The organism is Aminobacter sp. J44 (assembly GCF_007829415.1).
In the GTDB taxonomy this organism is placed as follows: Bacteria; Pseudomonadota; Alphaproteobacteria; order Rhizobiales; family Rhizobiaceae; genus Aerobium.
Genome location: NZ_VLJG01000025.1, coordinates 13,333 through 31,008, shown reverse-complemented (window position 1 = coordinate 31,008; position 17,676 = coordinate 13,333). Strand labels below are relative to the sequence as shown.

Genomic DNA, 17,676 nt, shown 5'->3' with positions numbered 1-17,676 from the left:
GCAGCATTGACAGGAGTCAAATGCTACTTGTCATCGCAGCGCCCGGAGGGCGTTCAAGATGACCGCAACGTCGATCGCCTCCTGTAAGAAGGCGCCGGCGACCGGAGGAAGGTAGCCGAACGCGGCGAAGATCATGGCAACGACCGACAGCCCCAGCCCTGCCAGGACGCTCTGAAGCGCGATGCGTCGTGTTCGCCGGGCGATGCGTACGGCGACGGCCAATCTGTCGATGCGGTCGACCAGGAGTACGACGTCGGCGCTTTCGGCGGAGGCCGCCGAGCCGCGGGCCCCCATGGCCACGCCAACGCTGGCACTGGCCAACGCCGGCGCATCGTTCACGCCGTCGCCGACCATGAGGACCGGCGCCCTTGTCGCTTCCTGCTCTACGACGTGAACTTTTTTCTCCGGCGTCAGCTCTCCATAGGCTGGCGCGATGGAAAGCTGTTCGGCAACTGCGTCCACGACGTCCTGGCGATCACCCGAAGCGATCACGATCCGATCGATCCCGGATTCCTTGAGTTCGTCCAGCATGGCAGCTGCATCGGGCCTGAGGTCATCGGCAAGCACGATGATGCCAGCAAGCGCTCCATCCACGGCAACCGCGACGACGACGCTCCCCTGGGGAAGGTCGGCGCGCAAGGAATAGGGATCACGATCTTCGACAAGCTCGTGGATGAAGCGACTACCGCCGACCGCGACATCGCGGCCTTCAACCACTCCTCGTATGCCGGTGCCGCCGATTTCACTTACCCCAGACGGCGAGGACAAGGACAGGTCCCTGTGATGTGCCTCCTTCACCAGCGCCTGCGCAATTACATGGCTTGATGCCTGGTCGAGCGAGGCCGCCAGACGCAGCATCTCGTCGGGGTCCCAACCGTCCGCCGTTCTCATGGCGATGATGCGTGCCTCGCCAAAAGTCAGCGTGCCCGTCTTGTCGAGGATGGCCGTTCTTACCTTCGCGAGCATTTCGAGGGCGCCGCCGTCCTTGATCAGAACGCCCTCTCTGGCAGTCCGCGACATGCCGGCTATGATCGCGACAGGCAAAGCGAGGATCAGCGGACAGGGCGTCGCCACGACGAGCACCGCCAGCGCGCGGATCCGGTCACCTGTCATCCACCATGCCACGCCCGCGATCACGATGGTCAGCAGCAGGAACCAGACAGCATAGCGATCGGCAATGCGAACGCTTGGCGCCTTCCTTTCCTGCGCTTGCCGTACCAGCCGGACGATGTTGGCGTAGGTACTGTCCGCTGCCGGGCGAACTGCGCGTAGATCGAAGGGCTCGCTTGCATTGGCCGCGCCGCTCAACACCTCGTCGCCCTCGACCAGGCGGGCAGGCAGGCTTTCTCCGGTGAGGGCTGAGCGATCAAGCATGGCTGTTGCAGAAAGCAGCACACCGTCGACCGGCGCCACTTCGCCCTGGCGCACCAGAATGCGATCGCCAGGCTGGAGCGACTCGATCGGCACAGTTTCGAGCCTGCTATCGACGTAGCGGCTGGCTTCACGCGCCACGCGGCCCAGCAACGCCGTCATTTCGCGGCGCGCGCGGCCCTCGGCATAGCCTTCGAGAAACTGACCCCCAGCATACATCAGCGCGACGATATTGCCCGCCAGCGGCTCGCCAAAGGCGAGCGCCGCCGACATGGACAGGGCGGCGACAAGGTCGAGCCCAACCTCGCCGCGTCGCAGGCTGGTGACAATCTCGATAATCAGCCCGGTGAGGACAACGGCCGTTCCCGCTGACCATGCCCATCGCGACCACTCTTCGCCAGCAACCCAGGCGATAGATCCGCCAACCAGGCCGGCTGCGGCGACCGCGAGAAGGAAAGTACGCGCAGACGGCATCTGTATCGCCTTAAGCAAGGTGTTCCGGTTGAAAGTGAAGAAGGTGCAAGAGGTCTTGCTACCATCTTTTGCGACGAGGCCCGGCAGGTCGGAGGGTTGACCTGTCGGACCTCGCTGAATCGACCTGACTTGTCCCTCGGTTCCCAAATTGCCGCGGTCGCGTGAGTTCGTCAGGCCGAGACCGGCTGTCTCATGCTTTTCGCAGTACAACGACGCGCCGCAAGCATGAACACGATCGCTCCGGCCGCGACTCCTGGCACGAGCGCAAGAAGAGCAGCGAAGGCATAATCGACAACGCCGCTCAACGCGCCGATGCCGGCGAGCGTCCAGCCGGGAACCAGGAAGAAGAATACGACCGTCACGACGAGCGCCGCCGCGATTGCCGCCATCGCCGGCCGTTTGGCCGGACGACCCGTACGGCCCAGACGCAACGTCATCATGATCACGCCGACAAGGAGGAGAATTGCCACGCCGGCGAGAATGAAGAGCCAGACGCCCATGCTTTCATAGAGAATGAAATAAAGCGTCACAGGATTGAAATCAGCCATTGTCCTTGCTCCTCACGCACGTCCGCGCAGCATGGCGCGGTAGGCTCCCTTGAGCCCCTTTTCCTCGATCACCCAGGAGATCCAGCGTTCCTCGAGCGGGTCGATGAACGGGAAGGAGGGGATCAGAGTGCCGTCATAGTCGAACTCGATCAGCATCGCCTTGCCGTAGGCGGTCACCATCGGGCAGGAGGTGTAGCCGTTATAGGTCGCGGTCGGATCGCGTCCGGCCGTCTCGGCAACGAGATTGTCCACGACAACAGGGACCTGCCATTTGACGCTCGCTGCTGTCTTGCCGCGGGGCACACCGGCCACGTCGCCGACTGCAAAGACATTGGCAAAACGCGGGTGGCGGAGCGTCGCCTTGTCTACCTCGATCCAGCCATCCGCGGCGAGCGCACCGTCCTGCCAGGGCAGGGGACTGTTCCTGACGGCGTCAGGAGCGCGCATGGGCGGTACGACGTGAATGAAATCATAGTCGAGCGTGACGTCGCCGCCTTCGGTCCGGTAGGTGGCTTTCTTCGCATCGGGGTCGATTGCCGTCAGCACATGATTATAGTTCACCGCGACGTCGCGGGCGGCAAACATCTCCTTGACCTTGTCGTTTACCGGCGGAACTGCGAACACCGCGCCGGCATGTGCGTTGTAGATCAGCTCCACGTTTTCGCGCCGGCCTCTGCGGCGCGCCCTGTCGTCGGTGATGAAGGTGATCTTCAGCGGCGCGCCGGCGCATTTCATCTCCGTCGGAGGCCGGCCGAACAGGCCGACGCCACCCCTGTCGATGAATGTTTCGATCTCCCTGAACGAGGCTGCGGCGGCCTCGGGTCCGGCATAGATCGAAGCGATCCCGTCCTTTCCGATGAGCGACTCGTCCATACCCTGGATGCCACGATAATCCAGCATCAAACCCGTTGCCACGAAGAGGAAGTCGTAGTTCACGCTACGACCCGAAGTGGTCGCGACCCGGTTGGCGTCAGGGTCGAAATCCGCCACACCCTCCTCGATCCACTCGATGCCCGGGGGGATGAAATCGGCGTTCCGGAAGGTCACGTCCGTCGGTTGCCAGAGACCGGCCCCGACCAAGGTATAACCTGGCTGGAAATGATGCTCGTGCTTGGCGTCGATGATGGTGATGCTTGCATGCTCCATCTGCCGCGACAATCTGGAGGCCAGCGACAGACCGGCGGCACCGGCTCCCGCAATGACAATGCGAGCACGCGCCGACGAAACCTGAGCACGGGTTGGAAACGCGCCCAATGCGGAAAACGCACCGGCCGCACTGGCACCAAGCAGTAGTTCTCGTCTGTTCATCTCTCACCTCCTCGCCGAACGGCAAAATCAGCTTTGTTCTAGGCTGCCGGGCCCAAATGTCTTTGCGTCCAGTCAAAAATCTGCCTGGCGGTCATGGCTCCGGAGGTGCGGGCAAGCTCCCTGCCTCCGCGGAACAGGATCATGGTAGGGATCCCGCGAATGCCGAGCCGTCCGGCGACCTCCGGTTCGTTATCGGAATTGAGCTTGATCAGCCTGACATCGGGCTCGAGTTCGGTGCTGGCCTGGGCGAAGGCCGGCGCCATCGCCCGGCAGGGCCCGCACCAGGGCGCCCAGACATCGACAAGAACCGGGATGTCGCTGCGCGCGATCTGGCGATCATACATGCGGGCATTCGCATCGACGGGATGTCCGTCGAACAGCTTCTCCTTGCACGATCCGCAGCGGGCCGCAGTGGCGTCCCGCCCGGTAGCAATCCGGTTCACTGCCGCGCAATGCGGGCAGACAACGTTACGGTCACCGTTCGTCATACATCCGATCTCCAGCGCGCCGTGCCGGGGCAGTGCCGTCGGCAGGGCGATTTCTCATTGACTATATATTCAAATCTGCGTAGGTTCGCAATAATGAAAATCGATCTTCAAATCATGGAAGCCGCCGCCGACGATGCCAGCGAATTGCTGAAGGCGCTTGCCAACCGGCATCGTCTCCTGATCCTGTGCCAGCTCATCGATGGCGAGAAGTCGGTTGGACAGCTTGCGGAGTATCTCGGGATCCGGGATTCGACCGTCTCCCAGCATCTAGCGCTCTTGCGCCGCGACCGGCTGATCGCCGGTCGGCGAGACGGCCAGATGATCTGGTACCGGATCCAGAGCGAGCCCGCGCGCAACGTGCTGACCATTTTGTACGAGTCTTTCTGCGAACCACGGGTGGCCAAGGCAGCTGCAGCCTCGGAGGGCCCTGCCATCGGGCGCCGCAAAGCGCCCCAGAACTGACTGGGGATTGTTTATGCCGGCTGAGGCACTTGCCCGTAGGAACGTATTCATCTTGACGGCAGCCCAGGCGCTCGGGGCCGCCAGCCCGCCGATCATCATTTCGCTCGGCGGCATCGTCGGTCAGGTCCTGTCGCCGGATCCCGCCTTCGTGACCTTGCCGGTCAGCCTCTACAATCTCGGCCTTGCGCTCGGAACGATCCCCGCCGCGGTCGTGATGCGTCATTTCGGTCGTCGCACAGGATATTTGCTCGGTGCGGGGATCGGCCTCATCTCCGGCCTCGTCGCGACACTCGGAGTGGTCGCAGCAGCATTCGTCGTCTTCTGCCTTGGCACCTTTCTCGCCGGTTTCTACGGCGCATACGTTCAAAGCTATCGTTTCGCCGCGACCGATGCCGCCCCCGACAGCTTCAAGGCACGGGCGATCTCTCTGGTAATGATCGGCGGGCTGATCGCAGCCATCATCGGACCGCAGTTGGTGATCTGGACGCGCGACGCGCTGCCAGCAGCGCCTTTCGCGGGCAGCTTCCTGAGCCAGGCGGTGTTGGCGCTTCTGGCGCTTCCCGTGTTGGCAATGCTGCGCGCTCCGAAAGTGGCGCAGGCCCGCCTGTCGATGAGCAGCGGCCGACCCCTTCGCGAGATCCTGCTTGCGCCTCGTTTCATGCTCGCAGCAGCGGCCGGCATCGTCTCCTATGGGCTAATGAGCTTCGTCATGACTGCGGCCCCCATCGCTATGGTCGGCTGCGGGTTTACCGTCGGGGAGGCCGCGCTCGGCATCCAGTGGCATGTGCTCGCCATGTTTGCGCCAAGCTTCATCACCGGCCATCTCATTGGTCGCTTCGGCAAGGAGAAGGTGACCGCCGCCGGACTGCTTCTTATCGCGGGCTCCGGGGCCGTCGCACTTTCCGGGCTAGACCTTTCCGATTTTTATATCTCGCTGATCCTGCTCGGCGTTGGCTGGAACTTCGGGTTCATCGGCGCAACCGCAATGGTAACCGACTGCCACACGTCAGATGAACGCGGCAAAGTGCAAGGCGCGAACGACTTCCTCATCTTCGGCTCCGTCGCCGCAGCTTCGTTCTTTTCCGGAACGCTGCTGACGGCGGCCGGCTGGCAGACCATCAACTGGCTGATATTTCCGACGATTGCCCTCGTTCTGATCCCGCTTCTGTGGCGCATGAGCAGGAGAAAGCAGGAGGCACCCGGCACGACCTGACGACGGCGCACACCACGCAAGAAAGAATTCCGGAGAGAACTGTAGGTCCGAAACATTTTATTGATTGCATTTATTTGCAATCGTATGTACGTAAGGAAGAAGCCGGAATTGAACCGGAAACAATGACGAGGAACGGACATGACGAAGAATGTCGGTGGCGTCGATCGCACCCTGAGAATCATCATCGGCCTGGGGCTTCTGTCGCTCCTGTTGGTCCTCGAGAGCAACGCACGCTGGTGGGGACTGGTCGGCCTCGTGCCGCTTTTCACGGGCCTGTTCTCAACCTGCCCGCTCTATTCGATCTTTGGCCTGAACACCTGTCCTCTTAAGAGAGGTGGCAAATGAAGCCGGTCCAGATCGACGAACGGCTTGCCGTTTGCGGCCAGATCAGTCCGCAGGACATCAGCGGTCTTGCGCAAGCCGGGTATGCGACAATCGTCAACAACCGGCCGGACGGGGAGGGCTTTCTGCAGCCGACCGCCAGCGCAATCGCCGACGCCGCCGAGAAGGCCGGACTGCGTTCGGCCCATCTGCCGGTGCGAGGGCCCAATATCACCGAACAGCTCGTGCGCGATTTTCAGAAGACGCTTGCCGAAAGCGCCGGACCCGTTGTTGCCTTTTGCCGCTCCGGCACACGATCGTTGACGCTCTGGGCAATCGGAGAGGTCCTCGACGGCCGGATGGCCAAGACCGACCTCATGCAGTTCGGAGCCAGGCATGGTTTCGATCTGTCCGGAGGCGTGGCCTGGCTCGCCACACATGGCCGCTAGCACCTTCACCCAAGAGCAGCACGCAGAAAGAGAATTCCCATGGCACAGAAACCCGAAGTGACCGGCTTCTTCGACCGGCGGACCTGGTCGATCCAATATGTGGTCGCTGATCCCGAGACGAAGAAATGCGCGATCATCGACCCCGTCTATGACTTCGATGAGAAATCCGGCCAGACCGCATCGAAGAGCGCCGACCGCATCCTCGAATTCGTGAAGGAGAGGGGCTACACGGTCGAGTGGATCCTCGACACCCATCCCCATGCCGACCACTTCTCGGCCGCCGCCTACCTCAAGGAAAAGACCGGAGCGCCCACAGCGATCGGCGAGAAGGTGACTGAGGTCCAGAAGCTTTGGAAGGACTTCTACAACTGGCCGGATTTTCCCGCCGACGGCTCCCAGTGGGATCGCCTCTTTGCTGACGGCGACACCTTCACGATCGGCAATATCGACGCGAGAGTGATGTTCTCGCCGGGTCATACGCTCGCTTCGATCACCTATGTCATCGGTGATGCCGCGTTCGTACACGACACGCTGTTCATGCCCGACAGCGGCACGGCGCGCGCCGATTTCCCGGGCGGCAGCGCCAAGGTGCTGTGGAAGTCCATCCAGGACATCCTCGCCCTGCCGGACGAGACCCGCATCTTTACCGGCCACGACTACCAGCCCGGCGGTCGCGAACCGCTGTGGGAATCGACGGTCAGCGAGCAGAAGGCAAAGAACATCCATATGGCGAAATACAGGACGGAAGCGGAGTTTGTCGCCGCCCGCGAGGCCCGCGACAGGACGCTTGCCATGCCTAAGCTGATCTTGCACTCGCTGCAGATCAACACCAATGGCGGACGGCTGCCCGTACCCGAATCAAACGGACGCCGTTACCTTAAGATCCCGCTCGACGTGCTGAGCGGCGCGCCATGGGATTGACACGTGATTGAGCCGCTTTCCTGCGAAGCAGCCGACCTGAAGGCCAATGTCGAGGAGGCATCGGGCTTTCTGAAGAAGCTGTCCAATCCCGATCGACTGCTGGTCTGCTGCGCACTCCTTGAGGCCGAGCGCTCCGTTCGGGACCTCGAGGATCTGCTCGGCATCCGCCAGCCGGGCCTGTCGCAGCAGATCGCAGAGTTGCGCGAGGCAGGGCTGATTGCGGGTCGCAAGGAGGGCAAGCATGTCTTTTACCACCTCGCGGACCCGCGCGTGGCAGCATTCATTCACACCATGCACCGGCTGTTCTGCACGAGCGATGCCGCAAACCCGCAACGACGAGACTGATCGATGACTGAATTCACACCGCTTGCCTCCCTTCTTGGAGGCGCGCTGATCGGCGTTGCCGCCGTCCTGCTGATGGCCTTCCATGGCCGCATCGCCGGGATGACCGGCATCCTGTCTGGGCTTCTGCCGCCATTCTCGAACGACTGGACCTGGCGGGCGGCCTTCATTGCCGGAGCGATCGCCGCACCAGCCCTGATCATTGCCATTGCCGGTGAGCCGGTCATTCCTTTTGAGAGCGCGGTACCAGCGCCATGGCTCGTCATCGGCGGGCTGATCGTCGGCATTGGCGTCTATTTCGGCTCCGGCTGCACGTCCGGACACGGCGTCTGCGGGCTCGCCCGGGTGTCGCCACGTTCCATCGCCGCGACGCTCACATTCATGGCATCGACGGCATTGACCGTCTTCATCGTTCGTCACCTTCTTGGAGGCTTCTGATGATCCGGACCCTCTCCGCCCTTTTCGCAGGTCTCGTCTTCGGCGCAGGAATTGCGATTTCCGGTATGGCCAACCCGGCCAAGGTGCTCAGTTTCTTCGATGTGGCAGGCGTGTGGGACCCCTCGCTCGCGTTCGTGATGGGTGGTGCGCTCATCGTGACCGCCATCGGCTATCATTTCGTGCTCAGACGTCCGCAGCCCCTGTTCGATCGAACCTTTCATCTTCCGAGCGCCCGCAATATCGACCCCGCGCTCATCGCGGGTTCGGCGGTGTTCGGCGTCGGTTGGGGCATCACCGGCTTCTGTCCAGGAGGTGCCATCCCGGCTCTCGGCCTGGGCGAAGCCGACGCGCTGCTCTTTGTCGGCTCGATGTTGGGCGGCATCGCTGCGGCGCGCCTGGCGCGACACGCGATGGCAGTGCGGACGCAGTCGGACGCGGCCTGATCAGCGGAAGGTGATACGAAGATGGGCGGCCTTGCGAGGCGGATAAACGGATATCTGCCGTTGACGGATTGGGCGCGTACCTATGATCGGACGACGCTGGTCAGCGATCTGGTTGCCGCGGTCATCGTCACGATCATGCTCATCCCGCAATCGTTGGCCTATGCCATGCTCGCGGGGCTGCCGCCTGAAGTCGGCCTCTACGCGTCGATCCTGCCGCTGGTGGCCTACGCGCTGTTCGGCACCAGTAGGACACTGGCGGTTGGGCCTGTCGCCGTCGTGTCGCTCATGACGGCATCGGCCGTTGGGCAGATCGCCGCGCAAGGTACGACGGATTATCTCATAGCGGCAATCGTGCTGGCGCTGCTGTCGGGGGCGATGCTGGTTCTGATGGGCCTGTTCCGGCTCGGCTTCCTTGCCAATTTCCTCAGCCATCCGGTGATCTCCGGCTTCATCACCGCCTCGGGACTCCTGATCGCGGCCAGCCAGTTGAAGCATATTCTCGGCGTCGATGCGGGCGGCGATACCCTTCCCGAAATTGTTTTCGCGCTGGCAAGGGCGGCGGCCCGGATCAATCTCTACACGGTCGCTATCGGTGCGGGCGCACTGGCCTTCCTCTATTTCGCCCGTACGCGGCTGAAATCTCTGCTGATCGGCCTCGGCGTCGCGAAACGGCCGGCGGACCTGATGACCAAGGCCGCGCCGATTCTTGCGGTGGTCATGACGATCCTCATTGCAGTCGCGCTCGACCTTGGCGGGAAGGGCGTCGCGCTGGTCGGCACGATCCCGCAAGGCCTGCCGGCATTCGGCCTGCCGCAGATCTCCCTTGACCTGGTCGCAACCCTCGCCGCCCCGGCCTTCCTGATCAGCATCATCGGCTTCGTCGAATCCGTGTCGGTTGCGCAGACGCTCGCCTCGAAACGGCGACAGCGCATCGTTCCGGATCAGGAACTGATCGGGCTTGGCGCTGCCAACATCGCTTCCGGCCTTTCCACCGGCTATCCGGTGACGGGAGGCTTCGCCCGTTCCGTCGTCAATTTCGACGCTGGGGCCGAAACGCCCGCTGCCGGCGTATTCACGGCCGCCGGTATCGCATTTGCGACCTTGTTCCTGACGCCGCTCCTCACCAGCCTCCCGCAGGCTACCCTTGCCGCAACCATCATCGTCGCCGTCCTGTCGCTCGTCGACCTCAAGGCGATCCGCCAGGTCTTCGACTATTCGAAGGCCGACTTTTCCGCGATGGCGGCGACGATCCTCGTTACCCTGTTGTGGGGCGTGGAGCCTGGCGTGGTGGCTGGGGTAGCGCTGTCGCTCGTTCTTCACCTCTACCGCACGAGCAAGCCCCACATGGCGGTCGTCGGCCTGGTGCCAGGGACCGAACACTTCCGCAACGTCGAACGCCATCAGGTCCAGATCGATCCGCACATCCTGTCGATCCGGGTCGACGAAAGCCTCTATTTCGCCAACAGTCGCTATCTCGAAGACCGAATTGCCGAACTTGTGGCCGAGCGTCCTGACCTGCGCCACGTTGTGCTGATGTGTTCGGCAGTCAACACCATCGATGCCAGCGCGCTGGAAAGCCTGGAGGAGATCAATCACCGACTGAAGGATGCCGGTATCACCTTCCATCTGACCGAGGTGAAGGGTCCCGTGATGGATCGTCTCAAGCGTGCCGCGTTCCTCGATCACCTGACGGGAACCGTCTATCTCAGTCAGTTCGAGGCGTTCCGCAGCCTCACGGAAGAACGAGACATATGCGGGCATGCACCGTCAGCCAGTGGTGACCACGACCTTTGTTCCTTGCCGATGGAAGCGCGTACGACGTCATAAGCCACGAATACGGACATTGGCGCCCTACGGACTATCTTCCGGGGTTGACCGATCCAGAGTTCTCACGGCTTCGATAAAGCATGGCCATTTTGAGCTGACGAGATGTGTTGAAGGTTCTTGTCTTTCGCGATGTACACCTCAGGCGCTAGCAATGCAGACTTGCGCAATCACGTCTTTATATATAGAAGTTTCAGAAATTTCTGAACTCCGTGAAAGTCCGCCGTGAACCTTCCGCCACTCATTCAGGCTTTTGTTCTTCATTTCGGAGAGATGGGGAGTCGCTGGGGTATCAACCGCACGGTCGGCCAGATCTACGCCCTTCTCTATGTCTCACCGAAGCCGCTATGTGCCGACGAGATTGTCGAGGCACTCGGCATTTCACGCTCGAATGTCTCGATGAGCTTGCGCGAATTGCAAGCGTGGCGCCTTGTTCTGCTAAGCCACAAGCCGGGCGATCGTCGTGAGTTCTTCTCCGCGCCGGATGATGTCTGGCAAATCCTGCGCACGCTGATCGAGGAAAGAAAAAAGCGCGAAATCGATCCTACGCTTTCGGTGCTGCGCGAAATCCTGATGCAGGATCCGCAGGGCGAGAGCGAACGCTTCGCGCAGCGACGCATGACCGAGATGCACGGCCTGATCGAGCAACTGACGACCTGGTATGATGATGTCAAGCAGCTCGACACCCAGCGGCTCGCGACCTTGCTTGGGTTGGGTTCCCGCATCTCCAGGTTGCTCGATGCCAGCGACAAGATCGTCTCCGTGGGTCGTCGGAAAACAAAAGACGGGAAGGGGCGAGTGTGACCAAAGCCGGTTCCATCAGCGCGCCGGAAGATAGGCGAGCGGAAGCCGCGGTCATCGGTCCTTGCGATGCATCTCGCGGCGAGGGAGACGCTGATACCGATCAGTGCCATGCGACCATGCGACCGGCATCGAATGCAAAAGCCCGGACTGGATCGGCTCTTCAAATCTTTGCGTCCACGATCTGGATTCCGCAAGCTTGGCTGCTCGCATCGGCAGTGGGGAACATCGGCGCCGGAGACGCCGCCGCTTCGGTCTGGTGGTATGCGACAGGCGTGTTTGTCCTCGGAGTGCTGAGGTCGGTTCTCGATGCCGCCGGCGCTCGCATAGCCTTTCGTCAGGCGCGTCATACCCTGTCCGATCTTCGCCGCGATGCCCTGGCCGCTCTCGCGGACCGTTCGCCGATCGACCCCGCCCGTCCTGCCTCCGGCCTCGCAGCGAGCACGCTGGCCGAGCAGGCGGAGGCGATCGTACCACACGTTGCCCGTTTCCAGCCGGCGCGACTGCGTGCGACGATCATGCCGCTGCTGATCTTCGCTTGCGTCTTCGTCTGGTCCTGGGCCGCCGCCCTGGTGCTCCTCATCGCTGCACCCCTGATCCCGATCTTCATGGCGCTCATCGGCTGGCGCGCCAAGGCCGCGAGCAAGGCGCAACTCGTCGAACTGGGGAGCATGAACGCCTTCCTGCTCGACCGGCTGCGTGGTCTTGCCACGATCCGCTCGCTCGGAGCCGTCGACATGACCGCCCGCAGGCTAAGGCTCGATGCGGAAAATCTCCGGCTGCGCACCATGGCGGTGCTGCGGATCGCCTTCCTGTCGTCCGCGGTGCTTGAGTTGTTCTCCGCGCTGGGCGTCGCCATGGTCGCCGTCTACGTCGGTTTCCACCTTCTGGGACAACTCCCCTTTGGCGCCTGGGGGACGACGCTTTCCCTCAAAGAAGGTTTGTTCATTCTGCTGCTCGCGCCCGCCTTCTTCGAACCGTTGCGTGACCTTTCCACCGTCTGGCACGACCGGGCCGCGGGCGAGGCGGCCATGCAGGCGGTTCGCGATCTTGCACAGCAAGGCACGCTACTTCCCGGGGCCCAAGATGAGGATTTGCCATTCGGGCCGGCTCCATCTTCGCCGCCAGGTGTTCGCATCGAAAAGCTTCGCTTTCGCCACGCTTCCAATACCGAGCCTGTCTTCGACGGCTTCGATCTCGACGTCGTCCCCGGCGAGCATGTGGCGCTGCTCGGTTCCAGCGGATCCGGAAAATCGACGCTGCTCGCGCTGCTTTCCGGCTTTGCGCTGTCCGAAAGCGGCCGCATCCTGATCGGAGGAGAGGTCATGTCGCAGCGTACAGCTGCAGCGCTGCGCCGACGCATGGCGTTCATCGGACAACGTCCGCACATTTTCCCCGCGACACTTGCAGGCAATGTCACGCTGGGGCGACCCGGCATAAGCAGGAAGGTGGTCCGAAAGGCCCTGGATCTGGTGGGCCTCGGCGCGGTGGCCGCCAGGAGAGGGGCGGCGCCGGTCGGCGAGGGCGGTGTTGGCTTGTCGGGAGGCGAGGCCTCGCGGCTTGCGCTCGCGCGCATTGTCGCAGCCCCCGAAACCGGGCTGATCCTCGCCGACGAACCCACCGCGCATCTCGATGTGGTAACCGCCCGGCAGATCGCCGACGCTCTTCTGGCGCTGGCGGACGGCCGCACTCTGATCGTCGCTACGCATGATCCCGCGCTGGCGGCACGCATGGATCGGATCGTGCGCGTGACACCGGGGCGACTGGAGCGCGCGGCATGACCAGCCTGCGACCGATCCTCGTGCTTTTCCTCTCCGGCAATCGTTTCATGCCGGTTGCCGGTGCGCTTCTTTCAGCCGCCACGGCTCTGGCCGGAGTAGCGCTTCTCGGCCTTTCCGGCTGGTTCATCACCGCCACGGCGATCGCCGGCCTGTCGGTCACGACTGCGCTTGCCTTCGACGTATTCGCCCCGGCAGCAGGTATCCGCTTCCTCGCGCTTGTCCGCACCGCCGCCCGCTATGGCGAGCGATTGACGACGCACGATGCAACCCTCGGCGTACTTGCCGAACTGCGCGAGGGGCTGTTCCGGGGTTGGGCCCGGCCCGACATGGCCGCCGGCCTCATCAAGCGGCCGGCCCGCTTGCTGTTCCGGCTGACGCTCGACATCGACGCGCTGGATTCGCTCTACCTGCGTGTGTTGGTGCCGCTTTTTGGCGCGCTTGTCGTGGCGCTGGCAAGCGGTACCGTGCTGGGGCTGATCGAGCCGCTGTTCGGAACCGCGATTGTCTTTTTGCTCGTGCTGGCGGGGGCTGGAATTCCCACCGTTGCGGCCATTGCCGCGAAAAGGCCGGCGGAGCGACGGGCGCATGGCCTTGAAATCCTGCGCTCACACATCATCGACCTCGTCGCCGGTCATACGGAATTGATCATGGCAGGACAACTTGCTGCCCGGCAGCAAGATGCCGCCACGGTGGACCGCTATCTTGCAGAGAGCGACGACGCGCTCAATCGCATAGAAACCAAGACGGGCATCGCTTTCGGTATTGTCGGGACGCTACTGTTGTCGGCCACCGTCGTCGCCATGACGCTGCTTGCCGAGACAGGTTCCATCGACGCGCCAGTCGCCGCGCTCGGCATTCTCGTGGCGTTCGCGGCCCTGGAACCTTTCACGCCACTGCGCAGAGGCGCCCTTGAGCTGGGGCGCACACTGCTTGCGGCGCGTCGGATCGCGCCGCGTCTGGAGGTTCTTCCTCCCGAATCGGCCGCCCTCGGTCCTCCTGCCGGCCTTTCCGTCTGTCTGGCGCATGCAACGGTCAGGCATGCGGGCGCTTCCGCGCCGACGCTGCGCGATGTCTCGCTTATGATCCGTGACGGCCAGCGCGTCGCGCTCGTGGGACCGAGCGGCGCCGGCAAGTCGACGTTGCTCGCCCTCATTGCCGGGGAAATAGCGGCCGAACACGGTATGGTCGAACGACGGGTGGCAACGCTGCTGACACAGAGGACCGAACTGTTTCAGGACTGCCTGCGCGACAACCTTCGCCTTGCCGATCCGAAGGCCGACGATTCCCGACTGCTTGCCGCACTCGAGGCCGCAGGCCTCAGAGAGGATGTCGAAGCTCTCCCGGAGAAGCTCGATACGCGGCTCGGCGAAGGGGGGTTTGGTCTTTCGGGCGGGCAGGCGCGTCGGCTGGCGCTCGCTCGCCTGTTCCTGCGCGACGCGCCGCTATGGCTGCTCGACGAGCCGACCGAGGGGCTCGACGGGCCGACGGCGCGTGACGTCCTGATCCGTCTTGCAGCACGGGCCGAAGGGCGTTCGATAGTGTTGGCCACGCATATCCGGCGGGAGGCCGAACTCGCCGACAGCATTGTCATCATGGACAAGGGATCGATCACTACCATCGTCCGGCGCGGCGGGCCGGAATTTGCCTCCCTGCTCGAAGACTTGCGACCGGACTGATGGCGATTGACCGATATCAAAGACTGCCGGCAACACCTTGCGATGATGGGCGAATGGAGAATACTTAATGGACCTGGACATTGTAGATCTTTCGCGGCTGCAATTCGCCATCACCGCGCTTTACCATTTCCTCTTCGTGCCCCTGACGCTCGGCCTTTCTGTGCTGCTGGCGATCATGGAGACAGTCTACGTCATGACAGGGCGACCGATCTGGCGCCAGATGACTAAGTTCTGGGGCACGCTGTTCGGCATCAACTTTGTGCTCGGCGTCGCCACCGGCCTTGTCATGGAATTCCAGTTCGGCATGAACTGGAGCTATTATAGCCATTATGTCGGCGACATCTTCGGCGCTCCGCTGGCGATCGAAGGGCTGATGGCCTTCTTCCTCGAAGCGACCTTCGTCGGCCTCTTCTTTTTCGGATGGGATAAACTGTCCAGGGTCGGTCACCTCGCCGCCACCTGGGCCGTGGCTCTCGGCTCGAATCTTTCGGCGCTATGGATTCTCATTGCCAATGGCTGGATGCAGAACCCGGTCGGTTCCGTCTTCAATCCGCAGACCATGCGCATGGAAGTGAACGACTTCTATGCGGTGCTTTTCAATCCGGTGGCGCAGGCGAAGTTCGTGCACACGATTTCCGCCGGCTACGTCACCGCCGCGGTTTTCGTCCTCGGCGTCTCGGCCTGGTATGTGCTCAAGGAACGGCATACCGAATTGGCCAAGCGCTCGATGACGGTTGCGGCCTCGTTCGGCCTTGCCGCGGCGCTGTCGGTCGTCGTTCTCGGCGACGAGAGCGGCTATCTGTCGACCGAGCACCAGAAGATGAAGCTGGCGGCCATGGAGGGCATGTGGGAGACCGAACCTGCGCCCGCCGCCTTCACCCTGTTCGGGCTTCCCGACCAGGAGGCTCGCGAAACCCATTATGCGGTCAGGATTCCATGGGTGATGGGCCTGATCGGCACGCGCTCGCTGACCGCCGAAATCCCCGGCATAGACGAACTGGTGGAGCATGCCGAGACACGCATTCGTCGGGGCGTCACGGCTTTCGACGCACTCCAGCAGATCCGGGAGACGAATGGCGGGGCCAATGTTGCACCGGAAGTGCGCACGGCCTTCGAGAACAATGGCCGCGACCTCGGATATGCCCTTCTTCTCAAGCGTTATGTCGACGATCCGCGTCAGGCGACTGAAGACCAGATCCATCAGGCGGCGCTGGACACGGTTCCCCACGTTCCAACGCTGTTCTGGTCGTTTCGCATCATGGTCGGTCTGGGCTTTTTCTTCATTGCCCTGATGGCCGTGTTCTTCTACCTCTCGGCGCGCCGCCGGCTCGACCGCTATCCTTTCCTCCTGCGCGTCGCCGTCTTCTCGATACCCCTGCCATGGATCGCGGCCGAACTGGGCTGGATCGTCGCGGAATTCGGTCGCCAGCCCTGGATCATCGAGGGCGTGCTGCCGACCGCCGCAGCGGTCTCCAATCTGGGGGCCGCGACGGTGCTCGCCACCATCGCCGGCTTCGTGCTGATTTACACGGTGCTGTTCATCATCGAGATGGCTTTGATGATCAGGGCGATCCGCCACGGACCGGAGCCCGATGACGAGCCCGAGGCCAAACTTGTTCCGACCTCGTTCGCTGCTGCGGAGTAGAACTATGATCCTGCATCAATATATCGATTACGAAATTCTCCGCGTCGCCTGGTGGCTGCTGCTCGGTGTGCTGCTCATCGGCTTTGCCGTGATGGACGGCTTCGATCTGGGCACGGGATTCCTGTTGCCTTTCGTGGCCAGAACGGATGTCGAGCGCCGTGTCGTCATCAATTCCGTCGGCCCGGTTTGGGAAGGCAATCAGGTGTGGCTGGTCCTCGGCGGCGGTGCGATCTTCGCCGCCTGGCCGCCGCTCTACGCCGTCTCCTTCTCCGGCTTCTACCTCGCGATGTTCGCCATCCTGTTCGCCCTCATCCTGCGCCCTGTCGGCTTCAAATACCGATCCGAGCGCGAGAGCGCGGCATGGCGTACAGCCTGGGACTGGGCTCTCTTCATCGGCGGCGGCGTGCCGGCGCTCGTCATGGGTGTAGCCGTCGGCAACGTCCTGCAAGGAGTTCCGTTTCGGTTCGAAAGCGATCTGCGCATCTTCTATGAGGGCACGACATTGTTTGAACTTCTGAACCCGTTCGGGTTGCTGGCTGGCCTCCTGTCCGTCGCCATGCTGGTCATGCACGGGGCGGCCTGGCTTGTTCTGAAGACGGAAGGCCCGGTCGCCGACCGCTCGCGTGCCTACGGAAGCATTGCCGCGCTCGTGACCATCGCCCTGTTCGCGATCGGCGGGCTGTGGCTCTGGCTCGGCATCGACGGCTATCGTATCACCAGCGAGGTCGTCACGACCGGCCCCTCCAACCCTCTCGCCAAGACGGTGGAGCGGGCGCCAGGTATCTGGTTCGAGAACTATGCCACCCATCCATGGATGGTGCTCGGCCCGGCGATGGGTTTTGCCGGGGCGGCGGGCGCCTATGCTTTTATGCGCGCGAGGCGCGAGGTTGCGGCGATCCTTGCCTCGTCCGTCTCCATCCTCGGCATCATCTCGACGGTCGGGCTGTCGATGTTTCCTTTCATCCTGCCGTCATCGATCCAGCCGCAGGCCAGCCTGACCGTCTGGGACGCTTCGTCGAGCCATATGACGCTCTTCATTATGCTGGTCGTCAGCGTGGTTTTCGTGCCGATCGTGGTCGCCTACACCGCCTGGGTCTATCGCGTGCTGTGGGGCAAGGTGGATGAGAAGTCGATCACTGACGGCTCAGGCCACGCCTATTGAACAAGGGAA

Annotated in this window: 18 protein-coding genes; 14 read left to right on the top strand and 4 right to left on the bottom strand. The window is 62.8% G+C overall.

All coding sequences use genetic code 11. The annotated features are described in order from the left end of the window. Nucleotides 1-30: 30 nt before the first annotated feature. The 4 genes from L610_RS11510 to trxC are packed head-to-tail and all read right to left on the bottom strand — an operon-like array spanning nt 31 to nt 4,189. Nucleotides 31-2,055 (bottom strand): heavy metal translocating P-type ATPase, encoded by a 2,025-nt coding sequence (locus L610_RS11510; RefSeq protein WP_371713043.1) that lies wholly within the window; start codon nt 2,053-2,055, stop codon nt 31-33. Then, a complete protein-coding gene (locus tag L610_RS11505; RefSeq protein ID WP_144705227.1) occupies nt 2,016-2,393 on the bottom strand; it encodes a hypothetical protein in 378 nt (125 codons plus the stop codon). Before L610_RS11505 ends, L610_RS11510 begins: the two co-directional genes overlap by 40 nt. Nucleotides 2,394-2,405: 12 nt before the next feature. Further along, nucleotides 2,406-3,701, bottom strand: coding sequence for an NAD(P)/FAD-dependent oxidoreductase (locus L610_RS11500; RefSeq protein ID WP_144705225.1), 1,296 nt, complete (start codon nt 3,699-3,701; stop codon nt 2,406-2,408). 38 nt (nt 3,702-3,739) lie between these two features. Continuing rightward, nucleotides 3,740-4,189, bottom strand: coding sequence for a thioredoxin TrxC (gene trxC / locus L610_RS11495; RefSeq protein ID WP_144705223.1), 450 nt, complete (start codon nt 4,187-4,189; stop codon nt 3,740-3,742). Between the two features lie 93 nt (nt 4,190-4,282). On the opposite strand from trxC, the gene L610_RS11490 reads away from it, so the two are divergent. The 14 genes from L610_RS11490 to cydB all read left to right on the top strand — a co-directional run bounded on the left by L610_RS11490 (nt 4,283) and on the right by cydB (nt 17,667). Beyond that, nucleotides 4,283-4,651, top strand: coding sequence for a helix-turn-helix transcriptional regulator (locus L610_RS11490; RefSeq protein ID WP_144705221.1), 369 nt, complete (start codon nt 4,283-4,285; stop codon nt 4,649-4,651). A 13-nt stretch (nt 4,652-4,664) separates the two neighbouring features. Further along, nucleotides 4,665-5,864 (top strand): MFS transporter, encoded by a 1,200-nt coding sequence (locus L610_RS11485; protein ID WP_144705219.1) that lies wholly within the window; start codon nt 4,665-4,667, stop codon nt 5,862-5,864. Between the two features lie 138 nt (nt 5,865-6,002). Further along, nucleotides 6,003-6,209 carry a DUF2892 domain-containing protein gene (locus L610_RS11480; protein ID WP_144705217.1) on the top strand — a complete coding sequence of 69 codons (207 nt, stop codon included), beginning with the start codon at nt 6,003-6,005 and terminating at the stop codon, nt 6,207-6,209. After that, on the top strand, nt 6,206-6,634 hold the full coding sequence (locus tag L610_RS20525; RefSeq protein ID WP_246658992.1) for a TIGR01244 family sulfur transferase: 429 nt from the start codon (nt 6,206-6,208) through the stop codon (nt 6,632-6,634). The genes L610_RS11480 and L610_RS20525 overlap by 4 nt, the downstream gene beginning before the upstream one ends. Nucleotides 6,635-6,673: 39 nt before the next feature. Next, a complete protein-coding gene (locus tag L610_RS11475) occupies nt 6,674-7,555 on the top strand; it encodes an MBL fold metallo-hydrolase (RefSeq protein WP_173933087.1) in 882 nt (293 codons plus the stop codon). Between the two features lie 3 nt (nt 7,556-7,558). Then, a complete protein-coding gene (locus L610_RS11470) occupies nt 7,559-7,900 on the top strand; it encodes a helix-turn-helix transcriptional regulator (protein WP_144705215.1) in 342 nt (113 codons plus the stop codon). Nucleotides 7,901-7,903: 3 nt separating this feature from the next. Continuing rightward, nucleotides 7,904-8,335, top strand: coding sequence for a YeeE/YedE family protein (locus L610_RS11465; RefSeq protein WP_144705213.1), 432 nt, complete (start codon nt 7,904-7,906; stop codon nt 8,333-8,335). After that, complete coding sequence (locus L610_RS11460; RefSeq protein WP_144705211.1) at nt 8,335-8,778, top strand: DUF6691 family protein; 444 nt, start codon at nt 8,335-8,337, stop codon at nt 8,776-8,778. Before L610_RS11465 ends, L610_RS11460 begins: the two co-directional genes overlap by 1 nt. 21 nt (nt 8,779-8,799) lie before the next feature. Further along, on the top strand, nt 8,800-10,605 hold the full coding sequence (locus tag L610_RS11455) for a SulP family inorganic anion transporter (protein ID WP_144705209.1): 1,806 nt from the start codon (nt 8,800-8,802) through the stop codon (nt 10,603-10,605). Nucleotides 10,606-10,827: 222 nt separating this feature from the next. Beyond that, a complete protein-coding gene (locus L610_RS11450) occupies nt 10,828-11,406 on the top strand; it encodes a GbsR/MarR family transcriptional regulator (RefSeq protein ID WP_144705207.1) in 579 nt (192 codons plus the stop codon). Between the two features lie 116 nt (nt 11,407-11,522). Further along, the gene (gene cydD, locus L610_RS11445; protein ID WP_144705274.1) at nt 11,523-13,184 is read left to right on the top strand and encodes a thiol reductant ABC exporter subunit CydD; all 1,662 of its coding nucleotides are present in this window, start codon (nt 11,523-11,525) and stop codon (nt 13,182-13,184) included. Then, complete coding sequence (locus L610_RS11440) at nt 13,181-14,860, top strand: amino acid ABC transporter ATP-binding/permease protein (protein ID WP_144705205.1); 1,680 nt, start codon at nt 13,181-13,183, stop codon at nt 14,858-14,860. Before cydD ends, L610_RS11440 begins: the two co-directional genes overlap by 4 nt. A 67-nt stretch (nt 14,861-14,927) precedes the next feature. After that, the gene (locus tag L610_RS11435; RefSeq protein ID WP_144705203.1) at nt 14,928-16,505 is read left to right on the top strand and encodes a cytochrome ubiquinol oxidase subunit I; all 1,578 of its coding nucleotides are present in this window, start codon (nt 14,928-14,930) and stop codon (nt 16,503-16,505) included. Between the two features lie 4 nt (nt 16,506-16,509). Continuing rightward, the gene (gene cydB, locus L610_RS11430) at nt 16,510-17,667 is read left to right on the top strand and encodes a cytochrome d ubiquinol oxidase subunit II (RefSeq protein WP_144705201.1); all 1,158 of its coding nucleotides are present in this window, start codon (nt 16,510-16,512) and stop codon (nt 17,665-17,667) included. Nucleotides 17,668-17,676 lie beyond the last annotated feature (9 nt).

What these genes read in the sequence shown, in the direction of transcription:
- L610_RS11505 (WP_144705227.1), bottom strand. Translation starts at nt 2,393, where the DNA reads ATGGCTGATTTCAATCCTGTGACGCTTTATTTCATTCTCTATGAAAGC.
- L610_RS11500 (WP_144705225.1), bottom strand. Translation starts at nt 3,701, where the DNA reads ATGAACAGACGAGAACTACTGCTTGGTGCCAGTGCGGCCGGTGCGTTT.
- trxC (WP_144705223.1), bottom strand. Translation starts at nt 4,189, where the DNA reads ATGACGAACGGTGACCGTAACGTTGTCTGCCCGCATTGCGCGGCAGTG.
- L610_RS11490 (WP_144705221.1), top strand. Translation starts at nt 4,283, where the DNA reads ATGAAAATCGATCTTCAAATCATGGAAGCCGCCGCCGACGATGCCAGC.
- L610_RS11485 (WP_144705219.1), top strand. Translation starts at nt 4,665, where the DNA reads ATGCCGGCTGAGGCACTTGCCCGTAGGAACGTATTCATCTTGACGGCA.
- L610_RS11480 (WP_144705217.1), top strand. Translation starts at nt 6,003, where the DNA reads ATGACGAAGAATGTCGGTGGCGTCGATCGCACCCTGAGAATCATCATC.
- L610_RS20525 (WP_246658992.1), top strand. Translation starts at nt 6,206, where the DNA reads ATGAAGCCGGTCCAGATCGACGAACGGCTTGCCGTTTGCGGCCAGATC.
- L610_RS11475 (WP_173933087.1), top strand. Translation starts at nt 6,674, where the DNA reads ATGGCACAGAAACCCGAAGTGACCGGCTTCTTCGACCGGCGGACCTGG.
- L610_RS11465 (WP_144705213.1), top strand. Translation starts at nt 7,904, where the DNA reads ATGACTGAATTCACACCGCTTGCCTCCCTTCTTGGAGGCGCGCTGATC.
- L610_RS11460 (WP_144705211.1), top strand. Translation starts at nt 8,335, where the DNA reads ATGATCCGGACCCTCTCCGCCCTTTTCGCAGGTCTCGTCTTCGGCGCA.
- L610_RS11455 (WP_144705209.1), top strand. Translation starts at nt 8,800, where the DNA reads ATGGGCGGCCTTGCGAGGCGGATAAACGGATATCTGCCGTTGACGGAT.
- cydD (WP_144705274.1), top strand. Translation starts at nt 11,523, where the DNA reads ATGCGACCGGCATCGAATGCAAAAGCCCGGACTGGATCGGCTCTTCAA.
- L610_RS11440 (WP_144705205.1), top strand. Translation starts at nt 13,181, where the DNA reads ATGACCAGCCTGCGACCGATCCTCGTGCTTTTCCTCTCCGGCAATCGT.
- L610_RS11435 (WP_144705203.1), top strand. Translation starts at nt 14,928, where the DNA reads ATGGACCTGGACATTGTAGATCTTTCGCGGCTGCAATTCGCCATCACC.
- cydB (WP_144705201.1), top strand. Translation starts at nt 16,510, where the DNA reads ATGATCCTGCATCAATATATCGATTACGAAATTCTCCGCGTCGCCTGG.